The 22,975-nt window shown below is 70.7% G+C and carries 17 protein-coding genes, 1 tRNA gene and 1 other RNA gene; 7 read left to right on the top strand and 12 right to left on the bottom strand.

The window, feature by feature from the left end:
* Positions 1-279 precede the first annotated feature (279 nt).
* Both ACX80P_RS13695 and ACX80P_RS13690 read left to right on the top strand, forming a co-directional pair.
* A complete protein-coding gene (locus ACX80P_RS13695) occupies positions 280-1,218 on the top strand; it encodes a hypothetical protein (protein WP_459278656.1) in 939 nt (312 codons plus the stop codon).
* A gap of 91 nt (positions 1,219-1,309) precedes the next feature.
* On the top strand, positions 1,310-2,029 hold the full coding sequence (locus ACX80P_RS13690) for a class F sortase (protein ID WP_459278655.1): 720 nt from the start codon (positions 1,310-1,312) through the stop codon (positions 2,027-2,029).
* A 48-nt stretch (positions 2,030-2,077) separates the two neighbouring features.
* Here the strand turns inward: ACX80P_RS13690 and purL are convergent, their stop codons facing one another.
* From purL to ACX80P_RS13665, 5 genes are all read right to left on the bottom strand, one after another.
* A complete protein-coding gene (purL, locus tag ACX80P_RS13685) occupies positions 2,078-4,366 on the bottom strand; it encodes a phosphoribosylformylglycinamidine synthase subunit PurL (protein ID WP_459278654.1) in 2,289 nt (762 codons plus the stop codon).
* Positions 4,367-5,161 (bottom strand): phosphoribosylformylglycinamidine synthase subunit PurQ, encoded by a 795-nt coding sequence (purQ, locus tag ACX80P_RS13680; RefSeq protein ID WP_459278653.1) that lies wholly within the window; start codon positions 5,159-5,161, stop codon positions 4,367-4,369.
* Entirely contained in the window at positions 5,158-5,418 is a 261-nt protein-coding gene (gene purS / locus ACX80P_RS13675) for a phosphoribosylformylglycinamidine synthase subunit PurS (protein ID WP_400484253.1), read from the bottom strand. The genes purQ and purS overlap by 4 nt, the downstream gene beginning before the upstream one ends.
* 262 nt (positions 5,419-5,680) lie before the next feature.
* Positions 5,681-6,322, bottom strand: coding sequence for an SSI family serine proteinase inhibitor (locus ACX80P_RS13670; RefSeq protein ID WP_459278652.1), 642 nt, complete (start codon positions 6,320-6,322; stop codon positions 5,681-5,683).
* An 83-nt stretch (positions 6,323-6,405) separates the two neighbouring features.
* The gene (locus tag ACX80P_RS13665) at positions 6,406-7,287 is read right to left on the bottom strand and encodes a 3-methyladenine DNA glycosylase (protein ID WP_459278651.1); all 882 of its coding nucleotides are present in this window, start codon (positions 7,285-7,287) and stop codon (positions 6,406-6,408) included.
* A gap of 220 nt (positions 7,288-7,507) precedes the next feature.
* On the opposite strand from ACX80P_RS13665, the gene ACX80P_RS13660 reads away from it, so the two are divergent.
* Positions 7,508-10,549 carry a S8 family serine peptidase gene (locus ACX80P_RS13660; protein WP_459278650.1) on the top strand — a complete coding sequence of 1,014 codons (3,042 nt, stop codon included), beginning with the start codon at positions 7,508-7,510 and terminating at the stop codon, positions 10,547-10,549.
* Between the two features lie 202 nt (positions 10,550-10,751).
* Here ACX80P_RS13660 and ACX80P_RS13655 read toward each other — a convergent pair whose 3' ends face one another.
* Positions 10,752-12,041 (bottom strand): aspartate kinase, encoded by a 1,290-nt coding sequence (locus tag ACX80P_RS13655; RefSeq protein WP_459278649.1) that lies wholly within the window; start codon positions 12,039-12,041, stop codon positions 10,752-10,754.
* Positions 12,042-12,274: 233 nt separating this feature from the next.
* Between ACX80P_RS13655 and ACX80P_RS13650 the strand changes: the two genes are divergently transcribed.
* The gene (locus tag ACX80P_RS13650) at positions 12,275-13,207 is read left to right on the top strand and encodes an ABC transporter ATP-binding protein (RefSeq protein WP_459278648.1); all 933 of its coding nucleotides are present in this window, start codon (positions 12,275-12,277) and stop codon (positions 13,205-13,207) included.
* Positions 13,204-14,343 (top strand): ABC transporter permease, encoded by a 1,140-nt coding sequence (locus ACX80P_RS13645; protein ID WP_459278647.1) that lies wholly within the window; start codon positions 13,204-13,206, stop codon positions 14,341-14,343. The genes ACX80P_RS13650 and ACX80P_RS13645 overlap by 4 nt, the downstream gene beginning before the upstream one ends.
* A 24-nt stretch (positions 14,344-14,367) precedes the next feature.
* Here ACX80P_RS13645 and recR read toward each other — a convergent pair whose 3' ends face one another.
* The 4 genes from recR to ffs form a co-directional block, all read right to left on the bottom strand.
* On the bottom strand, positions 14,368-14,964 hold the full coding sequence (recR, locus tag ACX80P_RS13640) for a recombination mediator RecR (RefSeq protein ID WP_459278646.1): 597 nt from the start codon (positions 14,962-14,964) through the stop codon (positions 14,368-14,370).
* A 192-nt stretch (positions 14,965-15,156) separates the two neighbouring features.
* A complete protein-coding gene (locus tag ACX80P_RS13635; protein ID WP_459278645.1) occupies positions 15,157-19,074 on the bottom strand; it encodes a DNA polymerase III subunit gamma and tau in 3,918 nt (1,305 codons plus the stop codon).
* Positions 19,071-20,021, bottom strand: coding sequence for a tRNA glutamyl-Q(34) synthetase GluQRS (gene gluQRS / locus ACX80P_RS13630; protein ID WP_459278644.1), 951 nt, complete (start codon positions 20,019-20,021; stop codon positions 19,071-19,073). The genes ACX80P_RS13635 and gluQRS overlap by 4 nt, the downstream gene beginning before the upstream one ends.
* Before the next feature lie 23 nt (positions 20,022-20,044).
* Positions 20,045-20,140, bottom strand: an RNA gene (ffs, locus tag ACX80P_RS13625) — signal recognition particle sRNA small type.
* A gap of 127 nt (positions 20,141-20,267) precedes the next feature.
* Between ffs and ACX80P_RS13620 the strand changes: the two genes are divergently transcribed.
* Positions 20,268-20,352, top strand: a tRNA-Ser gene (locus tag ACX80P_RS13620).
* Between the two features lie 50 nt (positions 20,353-20,402).
* On the opposite strand, the gene ACX80P_RS13615 is transcribed toward ACX80P_RS13620, so the two are convergent.
* Positions 20,403-21,320 carry an oxygenase MpaB family protein gene (locus tag ACX80P_RS13615; protein ID WP_459278643.1) on the bottom strand — a complete coding sequence of 306 codons (918 nt, stop codon included), beginning with the start codon at positions 21,318-21,320 and terminating at the stop codon, positions 20,403-20,405.
* A gap of 154 nt (positions 21,321-21,474) precedes the next feature.
* On the opposite strand from ACX80P_RS13615, the gene ACX80P_RS13610 reads away from it, so the two are divergent.
* Positions 21,475-21,978 carry a glutathione peroxidase gene (locus ACX80P_RS13610; protein WP_459278642.1) on the top strand — a complete coding sequence of 168 codons (504 nt, stop codon included), beginning with the start codon at positions 21,475-21,477 and terminating at the stop codon, positions 21,976-21,978.
* A gap of 10 nt (positions 21,979-21,988) precedes the next feature.
* Here ACX80P_RS13610 and ACX80P_RS13605 read toward each other — a convergent pair whose 3' ends face one another.
* Positions 21,989-22,909: a Cof-type HAD-IIB family hydrolase gene (locus ACX80P_RS13605; protein WP_459278641.1), complete on the bottom strand. Its 921-nt coding sequence runs from the start codon at positions 22,907-22,909 to the stop codon at positions 21,989-21,991.
* Positions 22,910-22,975: the final 66 nt, after the last annotated feature.

The raw sequence follows: 22,975 nt of genomic DNA, 5'->3' as shown, positions 1-22,975 counted from the left end.
CACCCGGCGCGGCGGTCCGGTGCAGGGCTCCGGCCGATACCGAAGTGTTACATTCACGGTCCCCGAATTCATTGCTTCTGCCATACAACCGCTTTAGGTTGAATTCACAGCGATCATTCAGGGGGATCACAGGGTCCCGCATCCTGCCCCTCGACGATCAGCGGATCATAGCGATCTTGTTCGCGGCGCCCTCCATGGGGGCGCTGCTTGCGTGTGGGGCCGCAAGCTGCGCCGTCGGGAAAGCCCGGGGGGAACTACGTGTTCAGGAGACGCGCATACATGATCAGTACCAAGACATGGGTAGCTGCCGGTTCGACGGCCACCCTCCTCGCCGGCGGACTCTTCCTCGGCGCTCCGATGGCGTCGGCAGCGCCGGGTGACGCTGCCTGCCTCCAGGCCTCGACGCAGTTCAATACGGCTCTCGGACTCGCCGGCGTCGATATCCGCTTCGTCGACCAGTTCGAGCTGGCGACGGCGGCGGTCGTGGAGGCTGCGGCGAACCTCGAGGCAGTCACTCAGGCTGCTCTGACCTCGCAGGTCGCCGTCGACGCCGAGGCCGCACTGGTGGTGGCCGAGGACGACTACGAAGCGGCAGTCGCGCTCGTCGCGACCGAGCAGGGAGAGTACGACGACGCGGTCCTGCTTGCTGAGGGAGACCTGGAGGACCCGGCCGTCGTCGAGGCCCAACGTCAGCTGACACTTGCCCTGGCAGCCCAGGCCGAGGCTCTCAACCTCGCTGAGCTCGCTGAGACCGCTTACCTCGAGGCGACCTACACCCCCGAGGTCCAGCGTGCGGAGGAAGCCTTCGCTACCGCAGACGGCGCGGCGTCCGACCTCCTCGCCCAGCTCAACATGGATGAGGCCCTCGCGAACGAGATCCTCGCCCTGTTCGAGGCGTTCCTCACGGCGTGTGACGCCGGCGCGATCGGCGTCGATCCGGCTCCGGTCGTGCCGACCGGACCGGGCGTCACGCCGGTGGTCCCGGCGCCGGTCGTCCCGGTGGCCGTTCCTCCCGCGCCAGTGGCGGTTCCGGCGACCCCCGGGCCCGTCGTCACCGCGCCGACCGGCACCAACAAGGGCCTCAATGTCCAGACAGCCGTCGCGACCGAGGACAACAGTGCGGCAGTGACGCTCATCGCGGCCCTGCTGGCCCTGGGTGTGGCCGTTCCCGCGGCCACCGCCGCCCGCATGCGTCGCCTCGAGCGCGCACAGCACTAGAACCTCGCCGCCCGGCCTGGAGTCGTGGTCGAAGGACCGCGGCTCCGGGCCGGAGCGGTGCACCATCACCTTCGAATTCAGGACTGCAGCCATGGAACAGGCCCGGACCCCGGAACCAGCGGCCGAGCAGCGCCCTGAGACGTCCCCCATCGACCAGCCGCGCGGGCCGCGCAGCCGGCCATGGCTCGCGCTGCCCTTCGTAGCGGCCGCCGTCGCCGTCGCCGTCTCTCTTTCCCCCTCGGATTCCTCCGGCGTTCCGTCCTCCGCGCCGTCGCCGTCGAGCACCCTGTCCGCCGCCGCGACGCCGTCACCCGTCGCCGTCCCAGCCACGGTGGCGCCTGCCGCACCCGCCGTCGCCACCGGCCCCGTGGCGTCGCAGCCCCGAGCCCTGTCCTTCCCGGCCGCCGGAATCGAGATGGCCGTCCTGCCGCTCACACCGAGCGACGCGGACCTCGCCGCGCAGGCCCTCGTCCCGCCGCTCACCGTCGATGCCTACTGGCTGACGTCCTACGGGATCCCCGGGGGCGGATCGAGCAACACCACCTACATCGCCGGCCACAGCTGGGACGGCAGGGACGCACCGTTCAACGCGCTGAGCGACGAGACCCTCGTGGGTACCGAATTCACGCTCACCGTCGAGACGGGCGACCTCACCTACGTCGTCGACTCGGTGACGACCCACGACAAGGACACGCTGAAGGACAGCGACATCTGGAACATCGTCCCGAACCGCGTAGTCCTCATCAGCTGCTACACGGAGGACCCGTGGGGCAAGAACGTCGTGGTCACCGCGATGCCGAAGGCCGCCTGAGGCCCAGCGGCACACCGCCGCGGCCGACTCGTCCGCGGCGGCGCCCTCTCAGCCGAAGTGCTTCGGCAGCGTCCCCTCGTGGGCCTCGCGCAGCAGGTCCAGCGGCAGGGTGAAACAGCCCTGCACGTCGAGCGCCTGGTTCTCCGTGTCCACCACGCCGATCCGGATCGTGGGGAAGTTCCGCGCCGTGCACATGTCGTTGAAGCGGACCTCCTCGGAGCGGGGCACGCTGACGACGGCGCGGGCCTGGCTCTCACTGAACAGCGCGGTGAACGCGTCGATGCCGTCGCGCTCGCACAGCTCGTCGATCCCGATCCGCGCACCGACGCCGAAGCGGAGCGACATCTCGCTCAGGCCGGCGGCGAGCCCGCCCTCGGAGAGGTCGTGGGCGCCGTCGATCATGCCGTCCCGCGAGCAGTTGACGAGGATCGCCGCGAGCGTCTTCTCGGCGGCGAGGTCCAGTGCCGGAGGCTGCCCGCCGAGGTGGCCGCGCAGGTTCGCCCACTCGGAACCGTCGAGCTCGTCCGCCGTCGTGCCCAGCAGGTAGATGGCCTGCCCGTCCTCCCGCCAGCCCGACGGGGTGCGCCGGGCGACGTCGTCGAACACGCCGAGGACGCCGACCACCGGGGTGGGGTGGATGGCCACCCCGCCGGTCTGGTTGTAGAGCGAGACGTTGCCGCCGGTCACGGGCACGCCGAGCTCCTGGCAGGCGTCGGCGAGGCCGCGGACGGTCTCGGCGAACTGCCACATGACCTCGGGGTCCTCGGGGGAGCCGAAGTTCAGGCAGTCGGTGACGGCGAGCGGCGCGGCACCCGACGTCGCCACGTTCCGGTATGCCTCCGCGAGGGCCAGGCGCGCACCCTCGTACGGGTTGAGGTAGGAGTAGCGGCCGTTCGCGTCCGTGGAGACGGCGATGCCGAGGCCGGTCTCCTCGTCGACCCGGACCACGCCGGCGTCGTCGGGCATGGCGAGGGCCGTGTTGCCCTGGACGTAGCGGTCGAACTGGTCGGTCACCCAGTTCTTCGCGCACATGTTGGGTGACGCCATGAGTTCGAGCACGGCCTCGCGCAGGTCGGCGGGCCGCTCGGGACCGAAGCCGTCGGCCTGGACGCCGTCGAGCCATGCGGGCCGGTGGTAGGGGCGCTCGTAGACGGGGCCCTCGTGGGCGACAGTGCGGGGGTCGACGTCGACGATCTTCTCGCCGGCCCATTCGATGATGAGCCGGCCCGTGTCGGTGACCTCGCCCAACCAGGAGTACTCGACGGCCCACTTGTCCATGATGGCCTCGAACGCCTCCACGTTCCCGGGCGTCACGACCGCCATCATGCGTTCCTGCGACTCCGACATCAGGATCTCGCCGGGGGTGAGCGACGGGTCGCGGAGCAGCACGTTGGTGAGTTCCACGTGCATGCCGCCGTCGCCGTTGGAGGCGAGCTCCGACGTCGCGCAGGAGATGCCGGCCGCGCCGAGGTCCTGGATGCCTTCGACCACGGACGCCTTGAACAGCTCGAGGCAGCACTCGATGAGGACCTTCTCGGCGAACGGATCGCCCACCTGGACGGCGGGGCGCTTGGACGGCTTCGAGGAGTCGAAGGACTCGGAGGCCAGCACGGAGGCTCCGCCGATGCCGTCGCCGCCGGTGCGGGCACCGAAGAGGACCACCTTGTTGCCGGCGCCGGACGCGTTCGCCAGGCGGATGTCCTCATGGCGCAGCACGCCCACCGCGAGGGCGTTGACCAGCGGGTTGCCCTGGTAGACGGCGTCGAAGACCACCTCGCCGCCGATGTTCGGCAGGCCGAGGGAGTTCCCGTAGCCGCCGATCCCCGCGACGATGCCGTGCACGAGGCGCGCGGTGTCGGGGTGGTCGATCGCCCCGAAGCGCAGCGGGTCCATGACGGCGACGGGCCGGGCGCCCATGGAGATGATGTCGCGGACGATCCCGCCGACACCGGTGGCCGCCCCCTGGTAGGGCTCCACGAAGGACGGGTGGTTGTGGCTCTCCACCTTGAACGTCACGGCCCAGCCGTCCCCGATGTCGACGACGCCGGCGTTCTCGCCGATGCCCACGAGGAGGTGCTCCTTCATGGCGTCGGTGACCTTCTCGCCGAACTGGCGCAGGTGCACCTTGGAGGACTTGTAGGAGCAGTGCTCGCTCCACATCACCGAGTACATGGCGAGCTCGGCCGCTGTGGGCCGTCGCCCGAGGATCTCCTCGACGCGCCGGTACTCGTTCTCCTTGAGCCCGAGCTCGGCCCAGGGCAGAGCCTGGCCGGGTGTGGCCTCCGCGTTCGCGACCGTGTCGATGTTGAACGTCCGGGACGTCGTCTCTGCAGTCATTTAGCCCACCAGTTTCTTGAGTACCGAGGTGAAGATGCCGAGGCCGTCGGTGCCGCCGCAAACCTCGACGGCGCCGCGGGCCGAGGAGTCGGGGCCGAAGCCCGGCTCGACGGCGTGCTCGGGGTGCGGCATGAGCCCGACGACGTTGCCCGCCTTGTTGGAGATGCCGGCGATGTCGCGGCGCGAGCCGTTGGGGTTGCCTCCGACGTAGCGGAACACCACACGGCCCTCGCCCTCGAGCTCGTCGAGGGTGCGGGTGTCGGCGACGAACTGGCCGTCCTGGTTCTTGAGCGGGATGACGATCTCCTCGCCGTCCGCGTAGTCCGACGTCCAGGAGGTGTCGGCGTTCTCGACCCGCAGTCGCTGGTCGCGGCAGATGAAGTGCAGCGAGTTGTTCTTGATCATGGAGCCGGGTAGCAGGTGCGCCTCCGTGAGGACCTGGAATCCGTTGCAGATGCCGAGCACGGGAAGGGCGTCCGCCCCGCCCGAGGCGGCCGCCGTGATCTGCTCCATGAGCGGCGCGAACCGGGAGATGGCGCCGGCGCGGAGGTAGTCGCCGTAGGAGAAGCCGCCGGGGATGATGACGGCGTCGACGCCCTGCAGGTCGTGGTCGCCGTGCCACAGCTGGGTGGCGCTGCCGCCGGCGAGGCGGACGGCGCGGACGGCGTCGCGGTCGTCGAGCGAGCCGGGGAACGTGACGACGCCGACCCTCACGCCGTCGAGCGCGGCGTCGGCGCCGGCAGGGACGGGCTGGGGGCCGCCGATGAGCGGGGTCTCGAAGCCGGACGCGGTCACTGGCCGTCCTCCTCGAGAACCTCCACGCGCGTGACGTCCTCGATGACCGGGTTGGAGAGCAGCGTGGTGGCGGCGTGGCGGGCCTGTTCGAGGATCTCCTCCGTGACGTCACCGTCCACGGTCAGTTCGAAGCGCTTGCCCTGGCGGACGCCGGCGAAGCCGGTGAGCCCGATCCGGGGGAGCGCTCCGGCGATCGCCTTACCCTGCGGGTCGAGGATCTCGGGCTTGGGCATGACGTCGACAACGATCCGGGGCATCCGGCAACTCCTGTGCGTGAGCGGCGAGTGCTGGGGGTTCCAGCATTGCATGCAGGAGCCCGGGAGTGCCGTCTCACGCCGCATCAGGGTCGATACCGGCGCTCCGCGAGCTTGCGGTCCAAGTCTAACGGGCATTCCCTGCGCCCCCGTCCGGACCCCTGCCGCTCAGGAGCCACCGTCTTCACCCTCGCCCCCACCCGACGGGCCCGACCGGTGGGGGTGAGGAACCATTCCCACCGGACGGCGTCGGTCGGTGGGCTCCCTATTGCGCGCCCGGCGCCCCCAGCAGGTCCTTCACGGTGTTCCACCGCGAGATCTGGCAACCGTCCGTCAGCGCGAACGATCCCGCCACCGGGGTCCCGTCGAGCTGGCCGGTGATGCTCGCGGTCTGCGGCCCGCCGTACTGCTGGGTGCAGACGACGTCCTTGTTCGGGCGTGCCGTGAAGAAGGCGGTGCCGAGCCGCGAGAGGGTCGCGCACGCGGCGTCGGCGTTCGGGAGCGTGGTGGCGGGGCCGGGTGCGCCGTCGACGCATTCGAGCACGTACTGCACGGGATCCGAGGAGGGGTCCTGCTGCATGGTGATGGTCAGCATGGCGTTCGTCGCGGACGGAGAGGACGCGGGCGGGGAGGACGGGGGTGGAGAGGACGCGGTGGGAGAGGACGGGGACGGAGAGGACGGGGGCGCGGACGGGGCGGACGATGCCGGGCCGGGCGTCGCGGTCCCGTCCGGCGTGGATGAGGGAGTGGCGGACTGCACGGCGGACTCCTGTCCATCGGGTTCGGAGGGCGGGCCGCCCGGGCTGCATGCGGAGAGGGCGAGGGCGAGCGCCGCGAGGGGCAGCAGGACCCAGCCGGCCGCCCCGCGTGCACGGGCGGCGGCCCGCGTCGGATCGGTGCTGGTCATGGCGTCCCCTTCGGCAGGCTTCCCAGCGTAAGGGCTGGTTGTGGGACAACGCATGACGACGGCGGTACGTCCCGCCAGGGTGGTCAGGGAGTGTCGAGCGCTGTGTCGAGAAGCCCGAGGAGCCGCGTCCGGAGCGCCTGCGACTCCTCGGCGAAGCCGCGCTGCAGCCGGACGTACTCGGCCTTGCCCTCGGCCGTCTCGATCGCGATCGGCGCGTAGCCCCAGTCCGCGAGATCGTACGGGGACGCCCGCATGTCCATGGTCCGGATCCGCCAGGACAGTTCGAAGCAGTCCATGACGATCTCGCTGGGCAGCAGCGGCGTGAGCTTGTACGCCCACTTGTACAGGTCCATGTTCGCGTGGAGGCAGCCCGGCTGCTCGAGGTCCCGCTGCGTCTGGCGGGTGGGCGTGTGCTCGTTGAGGGGGACCGCCTCCGGGGTGTAGAAACGGAAGGCGTCGAAGTGCGTGCAGCGGATCCGGGAGGCCTCCACGACGTCGTCGGTCCCGTGCGCGCCGAGGCGCAACTGCAGGTACTCGTGGCGTACGCCGTTGACGGCGGAGCGGTAGGCCATCGCCCATTCGTGGAGCCCGAAGCAGCGGAACTGCGCCGGCCGCGCCGCGGTCCGGGCGAGGATCAGGCGGGCGAAGTCGACGGCGTCGCGCCTCTCCACGGCGAAGCCCTGCGTGTCCACCCGGACTCCGCCGTCGGCCTCGGTGTAGTGCTTCCAGCCGACCCGCTCCAGTGCCGCCGGTCCGGTCAGCACCACGCCCGCTCCCGGATGCCAGCGCGTCAACTGGCCCGGCTTCTGGCTGTAGTAGGTGAAGAGGAAGTCCTCCACCGGGTGCCTGACCCCGCGGGACCGCCTGCTGAGGTAGGGCTCGGCGAAGCGGCCGACGCGTTCCTGGTGCCGCTGCTCACGGTCCTGCCACGCGGCCTCGGGAAGACGGAGCGGAGCGCGGGCCATTGTTCCATTATCACCCGGGCGCTTTTTGGTAAATACCCTCCGAAGTTTCTGTGAAGCGCTCCGCGATCCGTCTGGTCAGGGTGTGTTGCCTCGGGTAAGTTTGTGCTCGCCGTGGCGTCTGTGAGCCTTCTCACAGGTGTGGGGTCCCATACGGGAGGTCGCGGCATCGGGGGAACGGCTTCGGCCGGACCGCACTTTTTACGAGAGGCAAAACCTTCATATGACACAACGGAGAAATGCCGGGCAGGGGCGCACGAGTCTGCGCACTGCCGCGGCGATCGTCCTGGGTCTGCCGCTACTGGTCTCATCCACGGCTGTGGCGCCCGCTGCCTTCGCAGCACCCGCCCCGGCCACCTCGGTGACGCCGCAGAAGGCGCCGGCAAAGAACCTGGATCCGGCGCAGTACCCGGCCGGCAGGTACATCGTGGTACTCGCCGACAAGCCGCTCGCCACCTATGACGGCGGCGTCCAGGGCATCGCCCCGACGAAGCCCGAGCGTGGCAACAAGCTCGACGCCCAGGCCAATAACGTCAAGCAGTACTCGAAGTTCCTCGAGGCCAAGCAGCAGGAGGTCGCTGCCGCGGAGAACATCGAGATCAACCGCACCTACACGGCGGCGATCAACGGCTTCGCCGCGGATCTCAGCGCCGACCAGGCCATCGAGCTGGCCAAGAGCGACAAGGTCCTGATGGTCGCGCCGGACGTGGAGAACGCTCCGGACTACTCCACCATCGACTTCCTCGGCCTCAACGGCAACAAGGGAGCGTGGAAGACCCAGTTCGGCGGCGAGAAGAACGCGGGCAAGGGAACGGTCGTCGGCGTCATCGACACCGGCTACGCCCCTGACAACCCCTTCTTCGCCGGCACGCCCGTCAAGGCACTGCCCGGCAACGCCAAGCCCAAGGTCGGCGAACCCTACCTCGACGCAGCCGGCGAGATCGCCGTGCTGAAGGCCGACGGAACCACGTTCGTGGGGGATTGCCAGGTCGGCCAGGACTTCGACGGCAGCCTCTGCAACTCCAAGGTCGTCTCCGCGCAGTACTTCGCCGACGCCTTCATCGCCAGCGTGCCCGCCGACAAGCGCGCGCCCGAGGAAGTCCTCTCCCCGGTCGACATCGACAACCACGGCACGCATACCGCGAGCACGGCCGCCGGCAAGGCCGGGGTCACCCAGACCGTCGACGGCCGGAACTTCGGTGTGTCCTCCGGCGTCGCCCCCGAGGCGAAGATCTCCGTCTACAAGACCTGCTGGGAGGACAAGGACCCCAACACGGGCGGCTGCTACTCCTCGGCTTCGGTCGACGCCATCAACCAGGCCATCCTCGACGGCGTGGATGTGCTGAACTACTCGATCTCGGGCAGCACGACGACGACGACGGACCCCGTGTCCCTCGCCTTCCTCTCCGCTACGTCCGCGGGCATCTTCGTCGCCGCCTCGGCCGGCAACTCCGGGCCCACGGCGAGCACCGTGAACCACGGCGCCCCGTGGATGACCACGGTCGCTGCCAGCACCTTCAACTACGAGCTGCAGGGCACCGCCGAATTCTCGGACGGCACCAAGTACCGCGGCGCGTCCATCATGCGCACCGGGGTGCCCGCCAGCCCGGTCGTCCTCGCGGCGAACGCGGCGGCGGCAGGAGCGGCGAGCCCTAACCTGTGCGGCCCCAACACCCTGGATCCCGCGAAGGTCGCCGGCAGGATCGTCGTCTGTGACCGCGGCGTCATCGACCGCACCGCGAAGAGCGCCGAGGTGCTCCGCGCCGGAGGCGTGGGCATGATCCTCGTCAATCTCGTCGATTCGTCGACCGACACCGACCAGCACGTCGTACCGACCGTGCACGTCAACGCCCCGGAGGCCCTCGAGCTCAAGGCGAAGGTCGCGGCCGACCCGGCGATCACCGTCGCCCTGCAGCCCACGGACACCACGGGCAAGCCCCTGCCTCCGACCCCCCAGGTCGCAGGCTTCTCCTCGCGAGGCCCGCTGCTGGCCACCGGGTCCGACCTCCTGAAGCCGGACATCGCGGCTCCCGGCGTCGCCGTCCTCGCTGGCGTCTCCACCATCGGTTCCAAGGGCGCCCAGTTCGGGTTCCTCTCCGGAACCTCCATGGCATCGCCCCACGTCGCAGGCTTCGCTGCGCTGGTCCTCGGCAAGAACCCTGCCTGGTCCCCGGCGACCGTGAAGTCGGCGATGATGACCACCGCCTACCCGCTGAAGACCGCCACCGGCGCCGTCGAGACCGACGTCCTCGCCGTGGGCGCGGGCCACATCAACCCGGCGACCGTCCTCAGCCCCGGACTGGTCTACGACCAGACCGTGGACGACTACCTGCGTTTCATCGCCGGCACCGGAATCGACGTCGGCATCGAGGGCATCGAGCCCGTCGCGGCGAAGGACACCAACGTGCCGTCCTTCGGCCTCGGCAACCTGACAGGGCGCATCGAGGTCACCCGCACGGTGACCGCACTCACCCCCGGCCTCTACCGTGCAACCGCCAACGTCCCCGGAGTGAAGGTCACCGTCACGCCGGCCGTCCTGAACTTCAGCGCACCCGGCGAGAAGCGCACCTTCAAGGTGTCCTTCGAGAACGAGAGCGCGCCGTTCGGCACGTTCGCGGCCGGGTCCCTCACCTGGTCCGGCCAGGGCAAGACCGTCACCTCCCCGGTGGCCGTCCGCCCGCAGGCCGTCAAGGCTCCGGCCGAGGCAGCATTCACCTCGACCGGTCCCGATGGCAGCGGCACCTTCGACGTCACCTCGGGCACCAACACCCCGATCCAGATGACGCTCGATGGTCTGTCCAAGGCGGACTCCACACCGATCGAACTCGCGGTCGGTGCCGAGACCACCAAGGACGTCACCGTCCCCGCGGGAGCTCCCGTGGCGAAGTTCTCCGTCCTGTCCAGCGACCCGACGGCCGACTTCGACATGGAGGTCATCACTCCTTCGGGCGCCCGCCGGGTGGTGGCAACCGCCGACGCGAGCGAGACGCTGACCATTCCGAACCCGGCGCCGGGAACCTACCGGATCGTCGCCTCGCTCTACGGCAGCACCGACAACCGGCCGACCGCCGGCACCATCGACGCGGCCATCCTGAAGAGCGGCGAGAACAACGCGACGCTGACCCCGAATCCGCTCGTCCTGACGAACGGCACCACGGGCAAGGTGACCCTCGCCTGGAAGGGCCTGACGCCCGGCTCCTACGTGGGCCGCGTGACCTACGCCGGATCCTCGGCGGTCACCTACGTGACGGTCGTCGTGAAGTAACACCCGCAGAATGACAGGCAGAAGGCCGGTGGATCACCGATCCACCGGCCTTCTGCATGCTCCGGGTACCTGCACGACCCGTACCGGGGTGCTGCCCGCGATCATCCCTCCCCACTGTTCGGTGTCGACCAGTGGGGAGGTTCGGACACTCCCGCCCAGCGGGACCGATGAGTGGGGTGGTCGGACGGGGACGGCCGTGCGGCTAGCGGCCCGTCCCGGCGTACACGGTCGCGGTGGTCTCGCCGTCGAGCTCGAACGCCGCGTGCACGGCACGCACCGCGGTGTCGAGCAGCTCCGCGCCGGTGACCACGGAGATGCGGATCTCCGACGTCGAGATCATGTCGATGTTCACGCCGGCGTCGGACAGGGCGCGGAAGAAGCGGTAGGAGACGCCGGGGTTGGATCGCATCCCGGCGCCGATCAGCGAGAGCTTTCCGATCGTCTCGTTGTAGTCGACCGACTCGAAGCCGACGCGGTCCTGCGCGGCGCCGAGCGCGGCGAGCGCGTCGGCGCCGTCGACGATCGGGAGGGTGAAGGAGATGTCCGTGCGGCCGGAACCGTGCGTCGAGACGTTCTGCACGATCATGTCGATGTTCGTGTTGGCGCCCGCGACGATCCCGAAGATCTCGGCGGCCTTGCCGGGGATGTCGGGGACGCCGACCACGGTGACCTTCGCTTCGGAGCGGTCGTGCGCGACGCCGGAGATGATGGGCTGTTCCAAGGGTTCTCCCTCTTGAATCTTGATCTGGTCGTCGGGGCTGGGGAGTACCCACGTGCCCTCGTTATGGCTGAAGGAGGAGCGGACGTGCAGGGGGACGCCGAACCGGCGCGCGTACTCGACGCAGCGCAGGTGCAGGATCTTGGCCCCCGACGCCGCCAGCTCGAGCATCTCCTCGCTCGAGATGGTGTCGATCTTCTGCGCCGACGGGACCACCCGGGGGTCGGCGGTGTAGACGCCGTCCACGTCGGTGTAGATCTCGCAGACGTCGGCGTCGAGTGCCGCGGCGAGGGCGACGGCGGTGGTGTCCGATCCGCCGCGGCCGAGGGTCGTGATGTCGTTGCTGTCGCGGCTCATGCCCTGGAAACCGGCGACGATCGCGACGTCACCCTTCTCGATGGCCGTCCGGATGCGGTGCGGGGAGACGTCGATGATTCGCGCCTTCCCGTGGATGGCATCGGTGATCATGCCGGCCTGGCTGCCTGTGAAGGACTGCGCGGAGGCGCCGGTCGCGTGGATCGCCATCGCCAGGAGGGCCATGGAGATGCGTTCGCCGGCGCTGAGGAGCATGTCCATCTCACGGGCGTCCGACGACGTCGGGCTCACCTGCGCGGCGAGGTCGAGCAGTTCGTCGGTGCTGTCACCCATCGCGGAGACGACGACGACGACCTGGTGGCCTGCGGACTGGGTGTCGACGACCCGCTGCGCGACGCGCTTGATTCCTTCGGCGTCGGCCACCGACGATCCGCCGAATTTCTGGACTATGAGGCTCATGCACTCGCTCACTGGAGAAGGACGACGGCGGCGTGAGCCGGCCGTGCTTGCTGGAACGGGCGGCAGCATCGGCGCCTGAAGGGGCGGAGGACCGGGATCCTACGCCCGTGCCAGTCTAGCGGCGGGGGATTGGTCCCCCCAAAAGTCCGGGTCCGAATGAGAACCCGCGTTTACCCACGGATTGCCGTCCCGGTTTCCGGTCCGAATGGTCCTGCGTCGCCTACCCTCGGAGCATGACCAACGAATCTGGGGGAATCGTCGTCGAGGGGCTGGCGCGGAGCTTCGGCTCGGTGCAGGCCGTCCGCGATATCGATTTCGAGGCTCCGCCCGGGGAAGTGACCGCTCTGATCGGTCCGAACGGCTCCGGCAAGACAACCCTGCTGCTGATGATGGCGAGCCTCCTGGCTCCCGATCACGGCAGCATCCGTGTGGCGGGTTTCGACCCCGTCGCGCAGCCCGCGGAGGTGCGGAGCAGGACCGGGTGGATGCCGGACACCCTGGGGGTGTGGGAATCACTGACGGCCCTGGAGGTGCTGACGACGCTCGGTGCGCTGTACGGGATGGGCCCGGCGGACCGGACCCGGCGCGCCGGGGAACTGCTCGACGCCGTGAAGCTCACCGACTTCGGCCACCAGCCGGCCCGGGTCCTCTCCCGCGGTCAGCAGCAGCGGCTCAGCCTGGCCCGCGCGCTCATCCACGACCCCCAGGTCCTCCTCCTGGACGAGCCGGCGTCGGGCCTCGATCCCGGGTCCCGGGTGGATCTGAGGTCGCTGCTGCGCTCCCTCGCTGCCGAGGGCAAGACCGTCGTGGTGTCGAGCCACGTCCTGTCCGAGCTGGACGAGATCGCCGACCGCGCCGTCTTCGTCAGCCGGGGGGAGTCCGTCAAGAGCCAGACCCTCGATGAGGCGGGCAGCCAGCTCCGCCGCTACTACATCCAGGCGGAGCCGATGAGCGCCCTTGCCGCTGCGCTGCAGAGCCACGGGGTGCGCTTCGAGGCGCGCCGTGACTCGCGCCGGGAGGAGTTCCTCGTCCAGCTCGGCAGCACCGCGGAGGCCTCCTGGCTGCTGCGCACCCTGGTGATGGCCGACGTCGTCGTCACCGCTTTCGCACCCGCTGGTGGTGCGCTCGAAGAGACCTACATGAGCCTGGATACGGACAGACGATGAGCACAGTGACCGAACCGTCGACCCCTGGACCCGTCCGCCCCGCGACCTCCCTGCCCTTCCGCACGGCGGTCCGGACGGTGTTCGCCCTGGAGATGAAGCAGCGCCTCCGGGGCCGGGGCTGGTACTGGATGCTCGGCACCTGGTTCGTGGTGATCGGCTTCATCTTCGTCCTCGGTCTCGGCGTCCTGGGGACCACCGACAACGAGGGCGGGATCCTCTTCGACCTGATCGTCGGCTTCGTCCTGTTCTTCGGGCTCCTGGTGTCTCCCGGGCTCTCCGCGAACGCCGTCAACGGTGACCGTGCAGGCGGCACCCTCGCGATCCTCCAGGTCACCCTGCTGACGCCGGGGCAGCTGCTCGCGGGGAAGTGGCTCGCCTCATGGGTGGGATCGCTGGTGTTCCTCGTCCTCAGCAGCCCCTTCATCTTCTGGGCGCTGGCCCTCGGCGGCGTGAACGGCCAGGAGGCGGTCGTCTCGCTGCTGATGCTCGCGGTGGAACTCGGCGTCGTGTGTGCGATCGGGGTGGGCGTCTCGGCGCTCGCGAACCGGCCCCTTTTCTCCATCGTCAGCACCTACATGCTGGTGGCGCTGCTCGCCATCGGGACGGTGATCGTCTTCGGGCTGAGCACGCTGCTGGTGATGGAGGAGCGGACGATCACGTCGTCCTACTACACCTACCCGGATTCCAGCCTCGACAGCATGGGCGCTCCCGAGCCGGGCGCCGAGATGGAGTGCATGACGCAGACCTACACGTCGGAGGTCCCGAATACGCAGTACATCACCTGGATCCTGGCCGCGAATCCGTTCGTGGTGGTGGCCGACGCCGTGCCCTACAGCATCGAGGACCTGCCGGAGCCCGGAACGCAGGACCCCTACGGGGCGAGCGGAGGGCCGTACTACACGCCCGGCGTCATGGAGACGATCAGCCAGGGGGTGCGCTCGGCGCAGGCCGGGCCCGACACCGATCAGACCTGCGAGGAGGCCACCCAGGCTCTTCGGCCGCTGCCGCAGGAGACACCGTTCTGGCCGCTGGGGCTGGGGGTTCAGCTGGTCCTGGCGGGGGCGCTCCTGGCGGGCGCCCGGCGGAGGCTGACGATGCCCGCGAAGCGGCTCGCGCAGGGGACGCGGATCGCCTAGGGGAGCCTGCCGGGGCCGCCGGCGTCAGGACATGGCGCGGCGGCCCTCGAAAGCCCGCCCGAGGGTGACCTCGTCCGCGTACTCGAGATCCCCGCCCACCGGGAGCCCGGAGGCGAGGCGCGTCACCGGGATGCCGATGGTCTTGAGCATGCGCACCAGGTAGGTCGCCGTCGCTTCCCCTTCCAGGTTCGGATCCGTGGCGATGATGATCTCCTGGATCTGGGCGTCCGACAGGCGGGCGAGCAGTTCGCGGATACGCAGCTGGTCCGGGCCCACGCCGGCGATGGGATTGATGGCCCCTCCGAGGACGTGGTACCTGCCGCGGAAGGAGCGTGTGCGCTCGACGGCGATCACGTCCTTCGATTCCTCGACGACGCAGATCATCGACGCATCCCGGCGGGGATCGCGGCAGATGGCGCACTGTTCCTGCTCGGCGACGTTGCCGCAGATGGTGCAGAACTTCACGCGTTCCTTCACCGTGGTGATCGCGGTGACGAGGCGCTGCATGTCCTCGCCGTCCGCTTCCAGGATGTGGAACGCGAGGCGCTGGGCCGATTTCGGGCCGACCCCGGGCAGGCGTCCGAGCTCGTCGATAAGCTCCTGCACTGCGCCTTCGTACACGGTGTGTCCTCTTCTGCCTGGGGTGATGGTGCCGGTGTCCCGGTGCCGGTGCGTGGTCGGCGGACTCCCGCTGCCTGGGCGAGTGGGAGTGCCCTTCCATTGTCCGCCCTGCCGTGGCCGCGAAGCGCGCGTGGCGCCGCTGCGTCGTTACGCCCTGAGCATGGGCCGGGCACAGGCGACATGGGGTGCGGACTATTGGCCGTCGACGCTGCGTTCCTCGACGAGGCGCCCGTTGAGGATCCGCTCGATCGCGGTCCGTCCCACGAGCCCCGATTCCTCGATGGTCTCGTCGTCGGCACTGGGCTCGTCCTCCACGAAGCGCAGATCGACCGCGCCCCGCGCCGCAGCCGCCTCCTCGGCGCGTTTCCGTTCCGCTTCGTCGAGCAGCTGCTGGTAGCGGCTGACCGGTTTCCGCCGGGCGGTGTCGGCCGCAGCAGGCCGGTCCTGTCCGGCTCCGCCGTCGGTCGCCGCCGGGCCGGGAGCGGTTGCCCCCGGATCGGGTGCCGGCGCCGGGGTGCCGGCCGCCACGGGTGCTGGAGCCGCGAACCGGGGCACGACCGGCCCCCTGCGCCGGGCGGTCGCGCGTGCGGCGTCCTGGTGTGCGGCGTCCTGGTGTGCAGCACCTGCGTCGGTGGTTGCCGCGCCCGACGCCGGGGCCTCCGACCGGTCGCCGGGCGCCGGGGCCGGCGTCGCCGTGCCGGGGGGGCTCCAGACGACGGAGCGGGACGCCGTCGGTGCAGGAGCCGAACCCGCGGGGGCTGTCTCGAACCCGGGGCGGGGATCCGGAGTCGACGGACCGCGGCCCGCGCCCTGTCCGGTGCGCTGGGCATCGGGGCCGGGGCTGCTCGCCGTGTCGGGTACGCGCGCCGTGGGCGGCTGGGCTCCTCCGGTCCCGCTGGGTCCTGCGGCCTGCCGGGCGTAGGGATCCTCCGGGACGGAGCCCCAGCCCGGCCCGGGATCGAATGCTTCCTCGGGGGGCTCCACGAGCGCCCAGGAGTCGTCCGCCATGGACGGGTCCCAGGCGCTGACGGCCTCGGCGTCGGACGACGCCGAGCGGGTGCCACGGCTGGCGCCCGAGGCCGGAGCGGGGGTCTTCGCGCGGTCGGAGGTGGAGGTATCACGAGCCGCCGACCGAGATCCGGGTGCTGCGGGCGCGTTCCCGCCCCGTGCAGGTGCGGCAGCCGGAGTCGTGGTGCTCGGCCGGTCGGCGTCCCTGGGCGGTGTCGGGCGGGTGTCGGAGGCAGGCCCGGCCGGCTCGGACGCGGGCGCACTGTCGGCTTCCGGGCGGACGGCATTCCCGACGACGCCGGATGTTCCGGCGGTGACGGCCCGGTCGGGGGTGCGGGTGTCGTCCATGCGCGGCCCGGGTGACGATGCAGCGGCCGCGTCTGCGGGCGCGACGGAATCGGTGGGCTCGGCGGGGCGGGGCGCAGCGCCGGCGCGGGACGACGGCGTGGGTGCGGCGGGCGATGACGGAGCGGGAACGCCCGCTGATGGCCTGCCCTCGGGCTCCGCAGACCGGGCGACCTCGGCTCCCGCAGGGGGGCGGGTATCCTCTCCGGGTCTCAGGGGCTGGCCGCTCGGACCCGACACCGAGGAAGCAGGGCCCGGGGTGCTACCCGGGGCCGCCGTGCCGGCCGGTACTTTTGGGCCCGACTCACCCGACCCGCCGGCGTCGTGGACCGCTTCGATGGAGCAGGTGAGGCCGAGGACCTTGTAGATCGCCTGCTTCAGGTTATCCATGTGGGGCCCGCGCTGGAATCCGATGGCATTGCCCTGGTTCACGAAGGCGAGGACCAGTTGATTGCCCTCGAACGACCGCGGCTTGGCCGAGACGTTCACGATGAGCCAGGTGGCTCGCTTGATGTGCGCGACCTCGTCCATGATCTCGGGCCAGGCGCGTCGGATCATCTCGACGTTGCCGCCGGACGCGGCGGACTGCCCCTGCCGGCCGGCTTCGGGCCGGCGGGACTCCTGCTGCGGCTGGACCGGTCCGCCCGCCGCAGGAGCCGGCTGCTGCGGTGCGGGTTGCTGCGGTGCGGGTTGCTGCGGTGCCGGCTGCTGCGGTGCGGGTTGCTGCGGTGCGTGCTGCTGTGGTGCCGGTTGCCGGTTGGGGGCAGTGTCGGGCTGCCGCTGGGGGTCGGCTCCGGGCTGCGGCCCCGCCTGCCGACCCGAACCGGCACCCGCCTCAGCGCGGGATTCGGCGCGATGCTGTGCCTGTGCCTGCTGTGGCTGCTGGCCGTGCGGTTGCCGGGCCCGCTCGCCGGGGTGCTGCGCGCTCCCATCCGCAGAGGCTCCAGGGGCCTCGCGGCTGACCTCGGTCGTCCCGGGCTGTCCGTCCGCCCGGCGCTCGGCAGAAGCCGCGTGCTCTGCCCCGTCGGGCCCGCCTTCGGGCCCGCCCTGAGCCGGAGCACCGTCCGGAGCACCGTCCGGAGCGGCCGGCGCCGGGGCGCCCAGCGGTGTCCCCTCTGCGGTCCCGACGCCCGGGGAGTCGGGCGCATCCGGAGTGCCGGCAGTGCCGGGGGCCTCAGGTGCGCCTGCGTCCGTCGGGGTACCTGAAGCCGTCGGGGCGCCGGCGGGACCGGGCGTGCTTGCCGCCGGACGCGCCGGCGTGCTTGCCGCCGGTACAGGGTCGGCGAAGGCGGAGTCGGTGGAGACACCCCAGTTGCCACCCCAGTCGGGCGAGGAGTCCGCAGCGGGTGCCTTCGGGTGCTGCTGATCGCGCCCAACTGCCGGGACCGCGGGGGACTGCGGACCCGTGAGTGCTGCGGGTACTGCAGGACCGGCCGGGTCCGCGGTGGGCAACGACCAACGGGCGGCAGCCTCCTCGGCGGTCCGGGGGACGCCGTCGAGCCGTGGACGCGGAGGCTTCGAGGGCTCGGCCGCGGCGACCGACCCGGGGCCGGCGATGGGCTCGCTGCCGCCGTCGGCAGCGGGCGTCCCGGCGGCATACTCGAGGCGACGCTCGATGCGGTCGACCCGCGCGAGGGTGCCGCGCACCGAGGCATCGGCGGCGGGCAGCAGCAGGCGGGCGCACAGCAGTTCGAGGTGCAGGCGTGGCGACGTGGCACCGGTCATCTCGTTCAGGGCCGCATTGGTGACGTCGGCGGCGCGGGACAATTCTCCGGCGCCGAGCTGGTTCGCCTGCGTCCGCATCCGGTTGAGCTGGTCGTCGGGGACGCCGCGCAGGATGGACGCGGCGCCCTCGGGGACCGCGTTGATGACGATCAGGTCGCGGAACCGCTCCAGCAGGTCCTCCACGAAACGCCGGGGGTCGTGCCCGGTCTGGATGACGCGGTCCACGGCGTTGAACACCGTCGCGGCGTCGCCGGCCGCCACGGAGTCGACGACGTCGTCGAGCAGGGTCGCGTGCGTGTAACCGAGGAGCGAGACGGCGAGCTCGTAGTCGAGCCCGGCTGCGCCCGCGCCGGCCATGAGCTGGTCGAGCACGGAGAGGGAGTCGCGGACGGACCCGCCGCCGGCCCGGACCACGAGCGAGAGGACGCCGGGCGCCACCGGCACGTTCTCCTGACGGCACAGCAGGTCGAGGTAGGCCATGAGGGGTTCGGGCGGGACGAGCCGGAAGGGATAGTGGTGGGTCCGCGAACGGATGGTGCCGATCACCTTGTCCGGCTCGGTGGTCGCGAAGATGAACAGGATGTGCTCCGGCGGCTCCTCCACGATCTTCAGCAGGGCGTTGAAGCCCGCCGACGTGACCATGTGGGCCTCGTCGATGATGAAGATCTTGAACCGGTCGCGGACGGGGGCGAAGGTGGCGCGCTCGCGCAGGTCGCGTGCGTCGTCGACGCCACCGTGGCTCGCGGCATCGATCTCGATGACGTCGAGGCTGCCCGAGCCGTTCCGGGCGAGTTCCACGCAGCTGTCGCAGACACCGCACGGCGTGGAGGTGGGCCCCTGGGCGCAGTTGAGGCAGCGGGCGAGGATCCGCGCCGAGGTGGTCTTGCCACAGCCGCGGGGCCCGGAGAACAGGTAGGCGTGATTGATGCGGTCCTTGTCGATGGCCGCCATCAGGGGTTCCGTGACATGCTCCTGGCCGATGACGTCCGCGAAGGTCTCGGGACGGTAGCGGCGGTAGAGGGCTGTACTCACGGATGAACCTTATCGGTTGGTGCTGACGGTTTGCATGCCGGGCCGGCGGCGGGGAACAGGACGGCGGGGTCGACCACCCAGGGGTCGCGCGGCAGCCGCCCGGGATCGAACACCGCCAGAGCGGCGTCCAGGCTCCCGCCGGGGAGGCCGAGCGACGCCAGGATCACGTCCAGCACCGCGGCAGCGGGCCAGCCCTGCCCGGCGAGGTCCTCCAGTGTCACAGCGCCGTCCCGCTTTGCCAAACGGCGGCCCTCTCCCGTCACGGCCAGGGGCACGTGCGCGTAGGCAGGCACGGGGAGTCCGAGCAGGGAGGCGAGGTAGGCCTGCCGTGGGGCGGACTCGAGGAGGTCGTCGCCGCGCACCACCTGGTCGATGCCCTGCGCCGCGTCGTCGACCACGACGGCGAGGTTGTAGGCGATCACGCCGTCGTTCCGCCGCAGGACGAGGTCGTCGACGGGCGCCGAGACGGGCCCGGCGAGCAGGTCCTCGACGGTCCAGCTCTCGACGGCGGAGCGCAGCCGCAGGGCAGGACGGCGGTCGAGGCGTCGTCGTGCCCGCTCGTCCTCGCGGAGCGCACGGCACGTGCCGGGGTAGAAGCCGGGCCGGCCGTGCGGGGCGCTCGCTGCCTCGGCGACGTCGCGCCGCGTGCAGAAGCACTCGTAGGCGAGGTCCCGGGCGATGAGCTGATCGAGCGCCGAGGTGTACCGGGGGATTCGCCCGCTCTGGCGCAGGACCGGTTCGTCGGGGGAGAGGCCCAGGGCCGCCAGTTCCGCGAGTTGTTCAGCTTCGGCGCCGGCACGGACGCGGTCCAGGTCCTCCACCCTGATCAGGAAACGGCGTCCGGTGGAGCGGGCGAAGAGCCACGCGAGGACGGCCGTGCGGAGGTTGCCGACATGCAGTGGGCCGGAGGGGCTCGGGGCGAAGCGGCCGCCGCCCGTGTCTGCCACCGTCGAACCTCCCGCGCCCTTAAAGTGAAGACCCCCCATGCACCTGCCAGAGCCCGCTTACCCTTGCTACCTTCCGGTCCTGGGGGAGTTCACAGGATGACACCACATGAGGGGCCGGGAAATAGTCTACACAGTGGACCGCGTGGCCTTCGAATCCTCCCGGCAGGGCCGACGGATCCTCCTGCCCGACCGCCGCGATTCGGCAGGAACCCGTTGTATGGGTATTCTGGTATCTGCTCCAAAGGAGGAGGATTCGCCTAGCGGCCTATGGCGCACGCCTGGAACGCGTGTTGGGTTCACGCCCTCGGGGGTTCAAATCCCCCATCCTCCGCTGCACGGTTCGATCAGCAGGACCCCGGCTCCGGCCGGGGTCCTGCTGCGTTAAGCCGTGGACGGGTCCGCGGCAGCGGACACCCGGCGGATGCGCGTCCTCGCCGCGGTCTCCGCGGGGCCCTCCGGCCCCAGCCCCAGACGGATCATCCCGAGGACCAGCCGCACCGCCGGCCGGATCGGCAGTGGGACCGGCCCCAGCGACGGCACCCGCAGACCGAGCATCTCGCGGTGGCGCGGCTCGAGCGTCGCCACGGCTCCGGCGAACAGGATCCGGTACCCGAGGCGCTGGGACCGGGGCAGGGGCGGACGGCGGATGTACGTCAGCGTCTCCTGCACCTGCTCGCTGTCCCTGAGGTCGCGGTCGAACGCCGCGAGCTGCGCCCGCAGTTCGGCGGCGGATCGCGGCGGGTCCTCGAGCCCCATCAGCTCACCGGCCTGCGCCCATTCCGCCACGTACTGGTCCACACCATTCGGGATGGGCCCGCCGTACGCGGAATGCGCGGCCACGAAGGCGTCGGTGAATGCGAGGTGCACCCAGCGGATCAGATCCGGGTCCGCCGCGGAATAGGGCGTCTCGACGCCCCGGCTGTCGGTGTACGTCCCGGTGACCCGGGTGTGGAGGCGCTGGACGAACGCCGAGCCCTCCCGGGCCGCGACCTTCGAGCCGTACGTCACCGTGAAGATCCAGCGGATGGTGTTGGCGAGCCGTCCGAGCGGCTCCTCGCGGAAGTTCGAGTGGGCGTGCACGCCGGCCATGGCGCCCGGGTGCAGCGTCTGGAGCAGCAGGGCGCGGATGCCGGCGACGGTCGGCGTCATCGAGCTGTGCACCGTCCACACGGCCGAGTCCACCGGGAAGTACCCGACGTCGTCGCCCTTCTCGAACTCGAACTGCCACTGGGGGATGGTCGGATCACCGTCCGTGAAGGTCGTTCGGAGCTGCGTCTTCCACGTATCGATGATTCCCATCCGGCGACCCGTCCTGTCGGTGTCCTGCGGCCGGCCTCCGGGCCGCCGTTCCTTTCAACGTACCCCCCGCCCGTTTTGCTCCGTCCGCACGGTGGGCCATCCGCGGCGTGCGACGATACGAAGCACGAGCACCACCGACCACCAGGGAGCAGCCATGTCCGCGTCCGGCCTGTACGGGATCGACCTCACCATGAACGACGGCAGCACCAGGTCCTTCGGCGATTTCCGCGGCCACCCCGTCCTGGTGGTCAACGTCGCATCGAAGTGCGGCTTCACCCCGCAGTACGCGGGCCTCGAGGCGCTGTACGGCCGGTACGCCGCGGAGGGCCTCGTGGTGCTCGGCATGCCCTGCAACCAGTTCATGGGACAGGAACCCGGGAGCGACGGCGAGATCGCCGAGTTCTGCTCGACGACGTTCGGCGTCACGTTCCCGCTCCTGGCCAAGGGCGACGTGCGCGGCAAGGACCAGCACCCGCTCTACGGGCAGCTGACGACGTTCAGGAGCGGTGTCCTGCCCGGGCTCGTGAAGTGGAACTTCGAGAAGTTCCTGGTCGGCCGCGACGGCGACGTCGTCGCGCGGTTCGCCCCGACCGTCGAGCCGGATGCACCCGAGGTGATCGCCGCGATCGAGGACGCCCTGGCGCGGCCCGCAGCCTGAGCCGGGCCGCCTAGCCCAGGGAGGCGACGCAGCGCGCGAGGAAGGCGGCGCCCGCCTCCTCGTGGATGAGTGAGCCCTCCGTCAGGATCTCGTACGGCTTCGCGGGCACGCCGTCGGCCGGGCGGACGTCGATGTGCGCGACGTCGTACCCCTGCTCGTGCAGGTAGTCGGCCATGGCGTAGTCCGTCCTGGAGTCACCGACGGTGCGCCACGTGCGGGGGAGGTCCATGAGCGGCGCCACGAGGGTGAGTGCCCGCTCCGCGCCCAGGTCCTTGCCCACGCGGACCGACTCGATGTCGGTCGAGATGATGGTGGGATCCACGCGGTAGTCGATGTCCCCGTTGCTGTCCGGTTCCTCCCGGTCCAGCCGGCAGGCGCCCATGTCGTGGCTGTGCATGATGTCCAGCGCGTCGTCGTCGAAGGACGGCTGGCCCGCCAGGTACTCGGCGTTCGCCGCTTCGAGGGACTGCTCCACCGACACCATGGCGAGTTTCGTCTCGTCGAAGAACATGAGGTGGGAGTACTTCTCCTCCACGAGGTCCCGTACGTCGTCGGCGAAGCTCGTGGGCAGCGCGAGCCCGGGGTCGAGGAAGACCTCCCCGGCGCCGTCGGCCGTGAAGGAGAACCAGGTGGCACCCTTCTCGCAGACCGCGTGGAAGGTCACCCCCGCAGGCAGGCCCGCGGCGAGCATCGGCTTCATCACCTGCTCGCGGATGAAGGCGTCCGAGCGGCCCGTGTTGAACACCACGGGCCAGCCCGCCGCGGCGAGCGTGAGCAGGTCGGCGATGATCCCGGCGGGCACCGTCCGGGTGACGGGGCTGGCCACCGGCCCGTCGACGTCGAGCAGGAGGCCCCGGGCGGGCCCGCCCCTGCGGGGGGTCGTCGAAGCGGGGGCATCGGGCAGCAGGTCGATCGGGGCGTCCGTAGGCATGGATCCATTATGTTCCGCCTCGCGCAGTCCCTCCATTCGCGTCCGTCGGTGCGGGCGCTCGACGGG

Source organism: Arthrobacter arabinosi (assembly GCF_054511115.1).
The sequence above is the reverse complement of the archived record's forward strand: the minus strand, read 5'-3'. Positions and strand labels throughout refer to the sequence as shown.

What these genes read in the sequence shown, in the direction of transcription:
- ACX80P_RS13690 (WP_459278655.1), top strand. Translation starts at nt 1,310, where the DNA reads ATGGAACAGGCCCGGACCCCGGAACCAGCGGCCGAGCAGCGCCCTGAG.
- ACX80P_RS13645 (WP_459278647.1), top strand. Translation starts at nt 13,204, where the DNA reads ATGAGCACAGTGACCGAACCGTCGACCCCTGGACCCGTCCGCCCCGCG.
- purL (WP_459278654.1), bottom strand. Translation starts at nt 4,366, where the DNA reads ATGACTGCAGAGACGACGTCCCGGACGTTCAACATCGACACGGTCGCG.
- ACX80P_RS13650 (WP_459278648.1), top strand. Translation starts at nt 12,275, where the DNA reads ATGACCAACGAATCTGGGGGAATCGTCGTCGAGGGGCTGGCGCGGAGC.
- ACX80P_RS13695 (WP_459278656.1), top strand. Translation starts at nt 280, where the DNA reads ATGATCAGTACCAAGACATGGGTAGCTGCCGGTTCGACGGCCACCCTC.
- ACX80P_RS13605 (WP_459278641.1), bottom strand. Translation starts at nt 22,909, where the DNA reads ATGCCTACGGACGCCCCGATCGACCTGCTGCCCGATGCCCCCGCTTCG.
- ACX80P_RS13665 (WP_459278651.1), bottom strand. Translation starts at nt 7,287, where the DNA reads ATGGCCCGCGCTCCGCTCCGTCTTCCCGAGGCCGCGTGGCAGGACCGT.
- ACX80P_RS13615 (WP_459278643.1), bottom strand. Translation starts at nt 21,320, where the DNA reads ATGGGAATCATCGATACGTGGAAGACGCAGCTCCGAACGACCTTCACG.
- ACX80P_RS13670 (WP_459278652.1), bottom strand. Translation starts at nt 6,322, where the DNA reads ATGACCAGCACCGATCCGACGCGGGCCGCCGCCCGTGCACGCGGGGCG.
- purS (WP_400484253.1), bottom strand. Translation starts at nt 5,418, where the DNA reads ATGCCCCGGATCGTTGTCGACGTCATGCCCAAGCCCGAGATCCTCGAC.
- ACX80P_RS13660 (WP_459278650.1), top strand. Translation starts at nt 7,508, where the DNA reads ATGACACAACGGAGAAATGCCGGGCAGGGGCGCACGAGTCTGCGCACT.
- ACX80P_RS13610 (WP_459278642.1), top strand. Translation starts at nt 21,475, where the DNA reads ATGTCCGCGTCCGGCCTGTACGGGATCGACCTCACCATGAACGACGGC.
- ACX80P_RS13655 (WP_459278649.1), bottom strand. Translation starts at nt 12,041, where the DNA reads ATGAGCCTCATAGTCCAGAAATTCGGCGGATCGTCGGTGGCCGACGCC.